Here is a 13,844-nt window from a genome sequence, read left to right as displayed (position 1 = left end):
CAAGGCTATTTTTTTCATCTTAACGATCATTTGTCTTCTACCGATTTGATAGGTTCTATTACCTCAAGTCCACTTCCATCGAAAGGAAACAGACCTTCCCTTATTTTCTTCTGTAGTAAATCCAATGACTTTAAAGCATATTCTTTTATATCAGCAGAATAACCATACTTTACACTGTTGCTTTCAAATTCATCTTCGTCGACGATCATCCAGTCTGCGTTTCTTCCTTTCACAAAGTCCAGATCTAAATCCACAAAACTAATTTGATCCCCATGAAGCACAGAAGGCATCGCAATATTGCAGTAATACGAGAGTATTTTACCTTCCTCAATCTCCATGGCTACTGTATAACCCTCTTTCAAGAAGAAGTACTCCAACGACGTAACATCTATTGTGAAGGTTGTATTTTTCGTATGGTGTTTCATCTCTCTTCCACTTTCACAAAGCACCATCGCATACTCTGATGTTTTTCTTAATAATCGACCTTTCCATTCATAGTGCGGAATGTTGGGATATTTAAGTGATTTCATATGTATCATTTTATTCAAAGGTACACTCTCCTAGATTGGTGAATTACCTCCCATAAGATTTCAGGACCTTACTATTTCTGTAAATCAAAGGTATCTTCTATCATAACTTACTAGCTACTTAACATTTCAACCAAGAAGATATAACAATTACAATTTTAGTAATATTCAATAAAATCAGTCTATCATAGTTTTTAACTGAATAGACAAAGCTCTCGAACTTCTTCCAGACTTTGAACAAAATCAATCAACTGTTTATATATGTCCATCTTGAATGACTTTGCAGTCTATAAAAAGCGAGCAATAAGAATATATGTAAGGAGAAGTATTGATGAAAAAGAAACCCGTGAATGTTTCCTTCTTTAGTTACCAAGTTTATTATGATCCGTCTTACAACATACGAAAAAGCAGGCTCATTATTTTAATGAACCCACTTCTGAAATTGCGTAATCTGGATTATTAGTGAATATACCGTCGACTCTTAAATCTAGCATTTTATCAGTCAAATTTTTCTCATCATCATAGTAATAGACATGGAGCTGAAGATTATAGTCATGAATCTTTCTAACCAAATCAGCATCAACACTACCCGCATATATCCCTACACCTATAGCATAATTTTTAGTATGCTGCATGGTATCATCATCAAGTTCTTGCACCTCTGCTTTACGCAATAATCTAACAAAAGGAATATCCTTATTAATTTCGTGGATTGTAATCATACTTTCTTCTGAAAAGGACTCGATAATTACTTTTTTCTTTTTAATTAAGTCCTTACTATTGAGGATAGAAACCAACTGTTCCTCCATTCCTATATTACCTTCGCTATCTGTTCTTGTCTCTATATAATAATGGATGGAATCACCATAATGATCAACAATCTCCTGAAGCGTTAGGATTTTTTGCTTTTTTTTAACATGAAGCTGCCTTAACTCATCTAACGTTAAGTTTTCAACTCTTCCAGTACCATCTGTTATACGATCCACGTCCTCATCGTGAATTGCTACTAGCTCTCCATCTTCAGTCTGACGTAAGTCAATTTCTATATAATCCGCTCCGTCTTTCTCGGCATCTTCATAAGATAGAAAAGTATGCTCAGGCTCTATTTCAGAAGCCCCTCTGTGTGCGATAATTAATGGTTTATATGTAGGTACGTCATTATTCTCGCTTTCTTGATTAACAGCAGGTACACAAGAACAAAGAAAACATAAAATGAATAAATAAAAGCAAAAAATAGATGATTTTTTCATAACTTTACTAAACTACCATAACAAGTAAAATATTACAATAATATTTGAATTACTTTAACTGTAATAAACCACAAAAAAATCCTACTATCGACGCTTATCGATTTTTATTAAAGCAAGTGCTCCCACTATGTTTTGTTGAGTAAGAGTTAATCGGGGATGTGGTATGAAGTGAGCCCTTTGTATTAATCCACCCAGTCTCTTTCTCGCAATAATGAACGATGAGTTATTATAACTAATATAGGTTTTGTATACATACATGACAGCTCCTTACACGTATTAAAATAATAAAATGAGCCCCTATGTTTTATAGGGGCTCTTTCAAAAAAATTAGAATCCAGCTTCATACTGCTTCGGTACAATATTCTCTTTCCTCAACTTCTTTGCAGCTTCTAAAGTCCAGTATGGATTTCTTAGCATTCCTCTTCCAACTTGTACAAGATCTGCTTCTTCATTTCCTATAACCGCATTTGCTAGAATCAGATCATCGAGTCTGCCGACAGCCATGACTGGGACTTGCAGTGCTTCTTTGATTTGACGTGCTAATGGTACTTGGTAAGCCGCATGTGTACCTGGTCTTCCCCATGGAGCAATCTGTCCTTCACCGCCGGAGGAAATTTCAAACACATCCGCTCCCGCATCTTTGCAAGCTTTAGAGAATTCGATACATTCCTCTATACCATAGCAGCCTTCCACATATTCTCTTGCCGAAATTCGCATAATCAACGGCATATCAGCTGGCATTTCTGCTTTTGCTGCTTCGATGACTTCATGACCGAATTTAGTCAGGTCTTGACCATATTCATCATCACCTTATTTGTTAGTGGAGAATGGAATTGGTGGATAAGGTAACCGTGCGCACCATGGATTTCGATTGCATCAAATCCAGCTTGTACTGCACGTCTTACAGCTAAGCGGAATTTCTCGACCATACCTTTCACTTCTTCAGTTGTCAAAGCTCTAGGTGTTTTAGAATCCTCATCAAATGGAATAGCGGATGGTGCCACTGGCTCTGCTGCATCTTCTGCTTTACGTCCCGCATGAGCGATCTGGATACCGATTAAATCAATTTAATGAACAAACTCAATCACAAAACAGACCAATGTAAATGCACATGGTCTGTTTTTTTCAGAAGATTACTCCATTAATTTGTCTTTAATTTATTTCCTTGAGCAGATACGTTTTCATTTTGTTCACTTAGTTTTTTAGACAACTTATGTCCTTCAATATCTACATTAGGAATTATCTTATCCAGCCATTTAGGCAGGTACCAAGTAGCATGTCCCATCAGCTTCATTATTGCCGGAATAAGTGCCAGGCGAACGATGAAGGCATCAAACAACACGCCGAATGTCAGAGCTAGTCCCATTGACTTGATCATCGTATCTCCCGCAAAGATAAATCCAGCAAATACAAAGATCATGATTAAACCTGCAGCTGTTACGACAGGACCACTATATTTTAGACCTGCTAAAATGGATCTGACCGGATCCTTGGTGATTGTATATTCTTCGTGCATGCGACTAACAAGAAATACCTGATAGTCCATTGCTAAACCAAACAAAATACCGATAACCAGAATTGGCAGGAATGCCAAGATTGGTCCTTCTTGCGGAATACCGAGCAAGCTATTAAGATATCCATCCTGCAAAATGAACACGGAAAAACCTAATGTCGCAGTCATAGTAAGTAAGAATCCAGCTACTGCTGTGAGCGGCACTAATAAGGAACGGAATACAATCATTAGCAAAATAAACGCAAATCCAACAATGATTACACCAAAGGTAGGTATTGCATCATTCAACTTTTCAGCAATATCAATATTAATAGCCGTCAGACCAGTAACTCGGAATTCAATATTCTCTCCACCATCATTTAGCGAGAGCTTTCTGATATCATGGACAAGGTCGGCTGTGCCACTATCATTTGGACCTGTTTCTGGTATTACGTTAACGATTGCATACTTCCCATTTTCATTAGGCATGGCTGGTGTTACTTGGCTTACATTATCCAGTTTGCCAATCTCTTCTGTTGCTTTTTGGAATTGCACTGTCTGATCACTGCTTGTTCCAGAAGCATCAACCAAAACAGCTAAAGGTCCGTTAAAACCTTCACCGAATCCATCCGCTAGTAAATCGTATGCTTGTCGTGCCGGATCATCTTCTGCTTTCATGCCATCGTCAGGTAAGCCTAATCGCAGATCTGTAGCCGGGATGCTGATTATTACCAAAATCACGATGCTGATAATCGCAACAATCAAAGGCTGCTTTGTAACGAATCGTCCCCAAGCGTTCGAGTCAGTTTGTCCTTTTTGATTTTTGCTTGATTTACTTAGCAGACGGTTCTTCTTATCGATTCTTTTGCCTACAAGGGCTAAAACAGCAGGACCAGCAGTAATGGAAACTAGTACTGCGAAAAGTACACTTAATGCAGCCGTAATCCCCATTGCTGCAAGGAATGGAATACCGATTACAGTCAAACCACACAAGGCAACAATAACTGTCAGCCCTGCAAATATTACTGCTCCACCAGCTGTACCATTTGCTCTTGCAATAGATTCGTTAATCTCAATACCATCTCTTACCTGCTGTCTATGTTTTGAGAAGATGAACAGCGCATAATCTATTCCAACAGCTAAGCCGATCATGACGGAGAGTGACAAACTGAATGATGTAATGTCGAACATACTTGCACCAATCAGCGTTACGCCAATGCTGGCAACCAAACCAAGTATTGCGTTCAATATCGGTAATCCGGCTATGACAAACGATGCAAAGGTGATACTTAATACGATGAAGGCCATTACGATCCCAATTACTTCGGAGATTCCACCGATTTCTACTTCAGACGGTATGATTTCGCCTTTCATTGCAACTTGTAATCCTTCGTTCTTGGCAATTTTAATACTTTTTTCTGCATGTTCTAACGAAGATTCCGGAACATCGGCGGCAGCTTCTTTATATGTGATATCAGCATAAGCAACAGCTCCATCTACACTAACGGTCTGTGCTTCAAATGGATTTGCTGCAGATGCTACTTGGTCATCTTCCATTATCTTATCAAGCACGTCGCTGATTGCTTGCTGAGAAGATTCAGATGTTAATTTCTCGTTACCTTCTGCACCAAACACAATTCTTAACGACCCAGCATCCGATCCACTTGGGAATTCTTTCTGCAATAAAGCATTTGCTTCCTCAGATGGTGTTCCCGGTATACTCATATCACCGGAAAAAGACGGTTTTAAAAGAAATGCAGAAATAAAGATGATTGCAATTAAGGCAATCCATCCTACAAGAACAGTCTTTTTATGCAATGCACTCCATTTTCCTAATCTATATAACAATGTTGACATAAAAATCTCCCTTCTAATTTTAGAACCTGAACGTCTTACTCCATTCATATTAAAGGGAGAGCAAATAAAAAAAACGTACGTTTGGGCAGTACGTTTTTAAAAAGTCTACAATTTATTATAGTTAAGGTGAATCAACCCAGATTCAATGGCTACAGCAACTGCTTCCGTGCGGGAATCCACACCCAATTTATTAAAGATAGCAGTTAGCCTTGATTTTACTGTCCTTTCTGAAACACCTATATCAAAAGCAATGTCCTTGCTCGTCGTCCCTCTGGCAACTGCTTGAAGAATAATGATTTCCATTCGAGAAAGCTGGACCTTTTCTTTTATATGTTGCCTTTTATCCTGATAATCCCGGATTCTCTTCATCATGTCCTCTCCTATGAGGGTCTCCCCATTCATAGCAGTATCCATAGAATGAAACAAAGATTGGAGGCTGGTATCTTTTAGAAGGTAACCTTTTGCACCTAAAGCAAATCCTTCTGCCAGCAATTGATCTTCATTATAAGTTGTGAGAATGATAATAGGCAGCTTAGGATGCGTAACTGATAGCTTACGAATTGCTTCCATGCCGCTCATGACAGGCATGTACAAATCCATCAGTATTATATCGGGTACTAAATCATTTACAAGCTGGATTGCTTCTGCCCCATGTCCAGCTTCGCCTATGGTTTTATAATTTTCATTTGTTTCAATAAGCAATTTTAGACCTTCTCTTACGACTACATGATCATCTACGATAAGTACTTTATACGTCATTTAATCCTCTCCATTCTCCGGAATACTGACCGTCACTGTTGTACCTTCCCCCAATGTGCTGCTAATGCGGATCTCTCCGCCTAAAATCCTTACACGTTCTTTCATACCAATTAAGCCGTAATGCCCTTGTTTATTTGAAATCTCTTCTGTGTCAAAGCCAACACCATTATCCTCAACTTTTAAACGGATATGTGTATCCAAAGTGCTTGTAATAGAGATAAACACTTCACTTGCCTTGCTATACCTTGCGATATTCAATAGGCATTCACTGACGATTCTGGATAGGTGCTCCGTGACTTTCGGTGATTGTGACTGCATGACTCCATAATCCAAACTGCAAGGTATAGCGGTTGCAGTCGTAAACTGTTGGGTATTCTCTCGCAAGATATACTCCAAGTCGATATTTTCTTCGTGTAAACGTAAGTCATCAATTACAATTCGGGAATCTGCCAATACGGAGCTTGCACCTTTCATAGCCAGTTGTGCTATTTGCTGCGCTCGCTCCTGATTTCCACTAGTGAGGTGAGCATTTATTGCTTCGAGCTGCATCTTAATACCGGCAATTCCTTGTGCCAGCGTGTCATGCAAATCGCGTGCCATTCGCTGTCGCTCACTATACAGCGTTAGATTTTCCACCTGGTGATGTGCCTCTTCCAGTTCCTGCAGAATTTGTTGCGTTCTTATTCTTGCATTTACCTGTTTAAAGAAGATTGCAGCATAGGCAACAATTATTAAAGTAGCAGGAATAACGATAACAAAGTAGGTAAACAAACCTTCATTCGGAATAATGATGACTGATGCAATAATAGAAAGACCTGATAATATTACAAAGAACGCAACTCTGTTTCTCCCAACCATCCCTACTAGCTGACCTAAGAGCAAGGGAAACAATGCAATAATTGTTACAGAAACGTTGTACATTAAAAAGGCACTTCCATACACAATTAATCCTTGGACAACAAAATACATCCAAGCTCTCCTCGGCAGGAACCTATTTGAAAACCAATATAACGTACTAAACATAATGATCAGCAAACTAAATGAAGTGCAATGCAAAACAGAACTTCCCGATACAATTTGTATAACTAAAGAAGCAGTAAAAGTAACAAAGATCCAAATTAACCCTGGTATCCTTGCTGCGACCATATTATTGTTTTCTTGTTTTATATTGTTTTGAGTGTACACATGATTATTCATCTATTTTCTCCTAAAGATATCCTTAAGAATAGTATGCACTATACTAGGATGTTCTGTCTTTCCCGTTCGGGCACTTCACTCTAGAATACTTATTCTTTCGTGTACTTCTTTTTAAGAAGTATCATGAACCATTTCTATAAGCTTACATCTATTAAGCACAAAAAAAGAGAAGGAATACCCTTCTCTCTTCATACATTACTCCATCCATTCCGGCTTATGAAATTCTGTAAACTCTGCCTCAATCACCTTAGCAAATTCCTCCGACTCTACTGCTTCCTTTATATCTTGAACAAATTGTTCATCTTTGTTTTCTGTTGAGACAACTACTCGGTTCTGGATATCCTCCGGCAATTCGTCAAGTGCAAGTGCAGTCGCTAAGTCGATGCCAGCTGATATAGCGAAATTCCCGTTAATAGCAGCTAAGTCGACAGACTCCAATGTACGTGGCAGCTGGGCTGCTTCTACAGGTTCAAAATTTAATTTTTTCGGATTGCTTGTGACATCTTTCTCAGTGACGCGCAGTGGATCAGCGTTTTCATCGATTTCTATTAGACCGTTATCTCTTAGCACAGTAAGACCGCGCCCCAGATTAGTCGGATCATTAGCGAGTGCAACTGTGCTACCGTCTTTTATTTCATCCAGTGACTTGAATTCATTTGAATAAATACCGATAGGCGCTGTGGGAACTGTAATAACGCTAGTCAGATCCATATTATTTTCTTCGGCAAAGGCATCCATATATACTTTGTGCTGAAATAGATTAGCATCTAGTGAACCCGTTTCCAACGATTTGTTCGGCTGCACATAGTCGTTGAACTCCTTTACTTCCACTGTATAACCTTTATCCTCTAAATATGGTTTTACGCCTTTTTCAAGCATGTCGCTATATGGAATGGTTGCGCCTAAAACGATTTTTTTATCGGCTGAAGCACTGCTTTCTCCGGAACCGCAACCTGCTAAGACTGCCGTGAATATTGCTGCAAAAAATATTAGAAGAGCTTTTTTCATTATTCCATCCCCCTGATAATTCATCTTTTTGATACGACTCTTGCTACAAGATCGCCTAGGTATTGAACAACTTGTACGAGTACAATCAGCACGATAACCGTAGTGAACATAATTGTATTATCATAGCGATAATATCCATACCTTATTGCCAAATCACCTATTCCGCCTCCGCCTATCGTGCCGGCCATCGCTGAATACCCGATAAGACTAATAGCTGTAATGGTTAGTCCTGTTATTAAGCCAGGTTTGACTTCCGGAAAGATGATACTTTTGATAATCATCCACGGAGAGGCACCTACTGCAATAGCAGCTTCAATCACACCCTTGTCTATGTCCCTGGCTGAGGACTCTACGATTCTTGCATAAAACGGTATAGCCGCAACAGATAAGGAGACAGAGGCAGCTAAAGGCCCAATGGTCGTATTGAGAAGAAATTGCGTAAACGGCAGTAAAAAGACAAGCAGAATGACAAAAGGAACGGATCGAATGAGATTGATAATCAAGCCTGCTACTCTTTTTACTAGTACGTTTTCTAAAAATAATCCGCGATCTGTTACAAATAATAAAATCCCAAAAGGCAATCCGATCAAGATCGCTACAGCTAAAGCGATGGAGACCATTAAAAGCGTTTCAAGAAATGCTTGGTTCAATTCAGGCAAGATGGCGATTACGCGTTCCATCATCAAACACCTCCACCTTGCTTACTTTGTCTCTGAGATAAGCAATTGCTTTATTTACTTCCGCTTCATTTCCGTTCAATTCCATCACAAAAATCCCTAACGGCTTGCTTTGAATATACTCTACCTTGCCGTGTAGAATATTACCGCGAATAGGAAAGGCCTGCAGCATGTCTGATACAACTGCTTCTGCAGCGATACTGCCTTTGAATTGGAGCCTGACTAACTTTCCATTGATCTCTCCTAGTAATTCTTCCGGAAGGTCAAAATTAAGCACTGTTTGAATAAAAGATACTGTCAACGGATTAGCAGGATCGGAGAAGATATCATAAGTTGACCCTTGCTCAACCACTTTTCCATCCTGCATCACTGCACAGCGGCTGCATATCTCTTTTACAACCTCCATTTCGTGTGTAATGACAACGATGGTCAAACCTAGTTCTCTGTTTATTTTCTTAAGTAAAGATAGAATCGACTTTGTCGTACCAGGATCCAAGGCAGAAGTAGCTTCATCACATAAAAGAATTTTCGGCTGATTTGCAAGCGCCCGTGCAATACTGACCCGCTGTTTTTGACCGCCGCTAAGCTGTGCTGGATACTGATCTCTTCGATCCTCCAGTCCCACCAGGGCAAGCAGCTCCTCTACTCGCTGTTTTATTTGCTTTTTGTCTGCTCCTGCAGCTCTTAATGCAAATGCTACATTTTCAAATACTGTTTTAGAGGAGACAAGATGAAAGCCTTGAAAGATCATACCTATTGATTGTCTGGCTTTTCGCAGATTCTTAGGCGACAGCTCATGCAAATTAACTCCATCAACAAAGACCTTTCCCGACGATGGCTTTTCCAACAAGTTGATGCAGCGCAGCAATGTACTCTTGCCTGCTCCGCTGTAACCAACGATTCCAAATACTTCACCAGCTTCAACAGTTAATGTCACATCATCAACGCCAATGATTTGCTTGCCCTTGTTGATGTACTTCTTTGTAATGTTCTCCAGTTTTATCACCTTTCTTCTCCCTCTCCTGTCGGTATTTTCACCGGTCTATAATTACTTGCAGGATGCCCAGATGGAAGTCTGCTTGATTCATAGTCAAACAGTTTCTCTCTCAAAGTACCTGTTTTATAAGACTGTTTATAAAGCCCGCGTTCTTGAAGAATCGGGATAACTAGATCAATAAAAGACTCGAGATCTCCTGGTGTAACAAGATGATTCAAATTAAAACCATCAACTCCTGATTCCACGAATTGATGCTGGATAGCATCTGCTACCTCTTGGGGATTCCCGACTATCAAACTTTTGTCAGGCGTATCGAATCGCTTCAATGCTTCGCCTACTGTCAGCTGCTTTGATGCATCCTTAGTCAACGAGGCTGCTTTATAGTGGCCACCTTCAGTTGTTTTGCCATATGTAAATGGCTCGTCAGGATCTAACTCTTCATATTCGGATATGTCATAGCCACTTGCGCCAAATTGTGCCTTGGCTGCATCTGAACTCCAATGACTCGTGTATTCCTGATATTTTTGCTTTGCCTCTTCTGTTGTTTTTGCTACAATGACGCTCAAGAAGGAGAAAATTTTAACATGATCTGGATTCCGTCCATGCTTGGCAGCTCTCTCCCTTATATCCTCTGCATAATAACGGATACGTTCAGGCGTAGGTCCTCCAACGAATACACATTCGGCATGTTTGGAAGCAAATTCCCGCCCCCGTTCGGATGTACCGGCTTGATAAATGACAGGCGTCCGCTGCGGCGAAGGCTCACTCAGATGCGGTCCCTCAACCTGGAAAAATCGACCTTCATGATTGATTTCATGCACTTTTTTAGGATTTACTAGAACTTGATTCTGAATATCTTCAACAACTGCATCCTCCTCCCAGCTGCTTTCCCATAACTTATAAGAAACCTGCAGGAATTCATCAGCAATCTCATACCGCTCATCGTGTTTAATCATGTCGGTCAAGCCAAAGTTACGAGCAGCATTCGGTAAATAGGAAGTCACAACATTCCAAGCAACTCTTCCATTTGTCAGATGATCCAATGTGGAAAAACGTCTCGCATTCCCAAATGGCGGTTCATATGTAGTGCTTACCGTAACCGCAAATCCAAGATTATCCGTAACACTGGCCATTGCTGAAACCAATAAAGCAGGGTCGTTCAAAGGAACCTGAAGGCCGTCTCGAATAGAAGGAGCTTTACTATTACGATAAACATCATATACACCTAGCACATCGGCAAAAAAAATCGCATCAAACTTACCGCGCTCCAATAGCTTTGCCAGCTCAACCCAATAATTCAAATCCTTATACTGCCTATGACGCTTACTCTCCGGGTGCTTCCATAATCCATGCGAGTTATGCATTGCACTATTCATATCAAATGCATTCAAAATGATTTGCTTTCCCATTTTTATCCCTCCATGTTTACAAATAAAAGACCCCTTCTCGGATAAGAAGAGGTCTTACTTAGTCGACGCAGGCGTACAACGTCCACTCTCTTCTCATCTTTCAAGCTAGTAGCTTGCTGGAATTGGCACAGTACTGCAGCAGTCTGTTGCCGAGGCTTCAAAGGGCCAGTCCCTCCACCTCTCTGGATAAGAAATGCTTATTGAATTAAAGTTCAATATACAGGACAGTACTTTGCCTGTCAATCAAGTTTTCTAAATTAAATATATAATTGACAATATTCCGTATATGACTTATATTTATGCCGACAACCGAATAAACAAACTTATCTAGAGTCAGGGTAGGAACTGGTCCAGCGACCCTGCAGCAACCGCTTGTTTGAAGTAAGGTGCTAAGTCCAGCAGACTGACACGTCTGAGAGATGAGAGAGAATGCTTACATAAACCTCACCTCTTTCTCAGGAAAGAGGTTTTTAATTTAGTTGATAAGGAGAATGATAATGCGAGATACCGCCGAAAAAACGAAAGTATTTGATCAAGTGATACAGCAAGCAAGAAACCTTTCTGAAGAATTCAAGCTACGTGCAGCTCATATTGATGCAAGCGGTGAATTTCCTTATGATAACTTCCAAGCTTTAAAAGAGAACGACTTCTTGTCGCTGACTGTGCCAACGGAATACGGGGGCAAAGGATTAAACCTTGTAGAGTACTTACAAGTTCAAGAGATACTTGCTCAAGGCGATGCTCCTACAGCTCTGTCATTTGGCTGGCAGCTAGGTATTGTACTGGAAAATGCCGAAAGTAGAAAATGGGATGAACAAAGTTTTCAAGATCTTAACAACAAAATCGTACATGACAAAATTCTTCTTAATTTAGTACAAACAGAAAACGCTACAGGCAGTCCTTCAAGGGGAGCAGCTCCGAGGACGACTGCAAAACTGGAAGGTTCAAAATGGCGGATCAATGGTCGTAAATCCTTCGCTTCCATGGCTGTTGCTTTGGACTACAGCATTGCCACCGCCACTATACTACCTTCTGGAAACAAAGGCTTCTTTTTGATCGATCACTCTCTAGAAGGAGTCTCAGTGGAGGAAACATGGAATAGCATCGCAATGAGAGGAACAAGAAGTGATGATTTGATTTTGGAGGACGTGCTTGTGGATCAGGATGCTTTGCTTGTGGAAGAGAACAAAGGCACTTCCACTCCAAGAGGCTGGTACTTACAGATTGCGGCTGTGTACCTTGGTATAGCTGTTGCTGCTAGGGACTACACCATTCAATTTGCTTCCGAATTCCAGCCGGTTTCCTTGCCCGGTCCAATTAAAGATGTCCCAGAGGTTAGAAGAAAAATTGGTGAAATAGAACTCGCACTCTTCAATGCCAGAGAAGTACTTTACTCTACCGCTAGAAAGTGGGTAGAGCATCCTGAAAAGAGATTTGAAATGAGTCCGGATTTAGCTGCCGCTAAACATATTGTCACCAATAATGCTAACGAAGTTGTGGATCTGTGCATGCGTATAGTTGGAGCCAGAAGTTTGTCTGCAGACAACCCGCTACAGCGACATTTCCGTGATGTGCGGGCTGGATTACATAACCCGCCTACTGATGATGCGGTAGTTTATTCGCTGGCGGATGCAGCGCTTCGTCAGTAAAAAACTCCTGGATCCCATAGTGGATCCAGGAGTTTCTCTATTTACCAAGCATATGCATACGGTGCCGAGCCGCCTGGACCTGGGAAAATCTCATCCAGCCGTTTTAAAACAGAATCATCTAGATTGATTTCCAGTACACGTAACGTACTTTCAAATTGTTCAACCGTACGCGGCCCGATAATTGGCGCTGTAACAGCAGGATTAGCAAGCTGCCAAGCCAGGGCAATATTATCCTGTGTTTCTCCTAATTCCTCACTCAGTTGTCCGAACTGTTCCAATTGCGCTCTCTGCGCATTGATTTTATCACCAATCTTATCACTTCGACTTCCCGGCATTTTTTTGAGAGCATTCCGTCCGAGCAAACCTCCATCCAGAGGACTCCAAGTAATCATTCCTATTCCAAGTTGTTTCGCTGCTGGCAGTACTTCTAATTCTGCAAAACGACAGTTCAGATTGTATTTATGCTGCTCCGATACCAGCCCTAAAAAGTGTCGGTTCTTTGCAGCATTTTGAGCGTTGGCAAGCTGCCATGCTGCAAAGTTACTGGAGCCTACATAGCCTATCTTTCCTTGGTTGATTCCTAATTCAAACGCTCCCCAAAGCTCTTCCCACGTTACAGCTGGATCAATATGATGCATTTGATACAATTCGATATGTTCCGTTTGTAAACGCTTTAAAGATTCCTCAAGATGGCGCCGAATTTTATAAGCTGATAATCCAGATTCATCATTTGGTCCATCAGCAGCATCACGCATGCTTCCGTACACTTTCGTACCTAGTACTACTTTCTCTCTTCGACCTCCGCCTTGTTTGAACCATCTACCAATAATAGATTCTGTAAGGCCAGGATTTTCACCACCGTATACATTCGCTGTATCAAAGAAATTAATGCCGGCATCAAGTGCTGCATCCATAATGCGAAAAGCATCCTTTTCCTCTGTCGTTGTACCAAAATTCATTGTACCTAAACAAAGTCTGCTTACCTTCAAACCAGATTTACCAAGGTATTGATAGTCCATGTG

General features: G+C 40.6%; 11 protein-coding genes, 1 pseudogene and 2 riboswitches. Of the genes and pseudogenes, 1 reads left to right on the top strand and 11 read right to left on the bottom strand.

Annotated features, from left to right (window positions below; translation table 11 throughout):
- Window positions 1-26 precede the first annotated feature (26 nt).
- The 10 genes and pseudogenes from GZ22_RS05275 to GZ22_RS05230 form a co-directional block, all read right to left on the bottom strand.
- The gene (locus tag GZ22_RS05275) at window positions 27-539 is read right to left on the bottom strand and encodes a DUF402 domain-containing protein (RefSeq protein WP_051748454.1); all 513 of its coding nucleotides are present in this window, start codon (window positions 537-539) and stop codon (window positions 27-29) included.
- 404 nt (window positions 540-943) lie between these two features.
- On the bottom strand, window positions 944-1,777 hold the full coding sequence (locus GZ22_RS05270) for a glycerophosphodiester phosphodiesterase family protein (RefSeq protein WP_038559520.1): 834 nt from the start codon (window positions 1,775-1,777) through the stop codon (window positions 944-946).
- Between the two features lie 327 nt (window positions 1,778-2,104).
- Window positions 2,105-2,835 (bottom strand): annotated as a pseudogene (locus GZ22_RS05265) (oxidoreductase); the annotation flags it as partial.
- An 83-nt stretch (window positions 2,836-2,918) separates the two neighbouring features.
- Entirely contained in the window at window positions 2,919-5,126 is a 2,208-nt protein-coding gene (locus GZ22_RS05260; protein WP_051748060.1) for an MMPL family transporter, read from the bottom strand.
- A gap of 105 nt (window positions 5,127-5,231) precedes the next feature.
- Window positions 5,232-5,885 (bottom strand): response regulator transcription factor, encoded by a 654-nt coding sequence (locus GZ22_RS05255; protein ID WP_038559517.1) that lies wholly within the window; start codon window positions 5,883-5,885, stop codon window positions 5,232-5,234.
- The gene (locus GZ22_RS05250; protein ID WP_051748058.1) at window positions 5,886-6,854 is read right to left on the bottom strand and encodes a sensor histidine kinase; all 969 of its coding nucleotides are present in this window, start codon (window positions 6,852-6,854) and stop codon (window positions 5,886-5,888) included.
- Between the two features lie 423 nt (window positions 6,855-7,277).
- Entirely contained in the window at window positions 7,278-8,090 is an 813-nt protein-coding gene (locus GZ22_RS05245) for a MetQ/NlpA family ABC transporter substrate-binding protein (RefSeq protein WP_038559514.1), read from the bottom strand.
- A gap of 20 nt (window positions 8,091-8,110) precedes the next feature.
- Entirely contained in the window at window positions 8,111-8,776 is a 666-nt protein-coding gene (locus tag GZ22_RS05240; RefSeq protein ID WP_038559511.1) for a methionine ABC transporter permease, read from the bottom strand.
- A complete protein-coding gene (locus tag GZ22_RS05235; RefSeq protein WP_038559508.1) occupies window positions 8,742-9,773 on the bottom strand; it encodes a methionine ABC transporter ATP-binding protein in 1,032 nt (343 codons plus the stop codon). Before GZ22_RS05235 ends, GZ22_RS05240 begins: the two co-directional genes overlap by 35 nt.
- Entirely contained in the window at window positions 9,770-11,173 is a 1,404-nt protein-coding gene (locus tag GZ22_RS05230; protein ID WP_038559505.1) for an LLM class flavin-dependent oxidoreductase, read from the bottom strand. Before GZ22_RS05230 ends, GZ22_RS05235 begins: the two co-directional genes overlap by 4 nt.
- Before the next feature lie 90 nt (window positions 11,174-11,263).
- Window positions 11,264-11,366, bottom strand: a riboswitch (SAM riboswitch).
- A 127-nt stretch (window positions 11,367-11,493) separates the two neighbouring features.
- A riboswitch (SAM riboswitch) is annotated at window positions 11,494-11,599 on the top strand.
- Between the two features lie 71 nt (window positions 11,600-11,670).
- Here GZ22_RS05230 and GZ22_RS05225 point away from each other — a divergent pair.
- Window positions 11,671-12,822 carry an acyl-CoA dehydrogenase family protein gene (locus GZ22_RS05225; RefSeq protein WP_038559502.1) on the top strand — a complete coding sequence of 384 codons (1,152 nt, stop codon included), beginning with the start codon at window positions 11,671-11,673 and terminating at the stop codon, window positions 12,820-12,822.
- Window positions 12,823-12,863: 41 nt separating this feature from the next.
- On the opposite strand, the gene GZ22_RS05220 is transcribed toward GZ22_RS05225, so the two are convergent.
- Window positions 12,864-13,841, bottom strand: coding sequence for an aldo/keto reductase (locus GZ22_RS05220; RefSeq protein WP_038559499.1), 978 nt, complete (start codon window positions 13,839-13,841; stop codon window positions 12,864-12,866).
- Window positions 13,842-13,844 lie beyond the last annotated feature (3 nt).

This window comes from Terribacillus saccharophilus, from assembly GCF_000725365.1.
Lineage (GTDB): Bacteria > Bacillota > Bacilli > Bacillales > Amphibacillaceae > Terribacillus > Terribacillus saccharophilus.
This window is presented reverse-complemented; position numbering and strand designations above follow the sequence as displayed.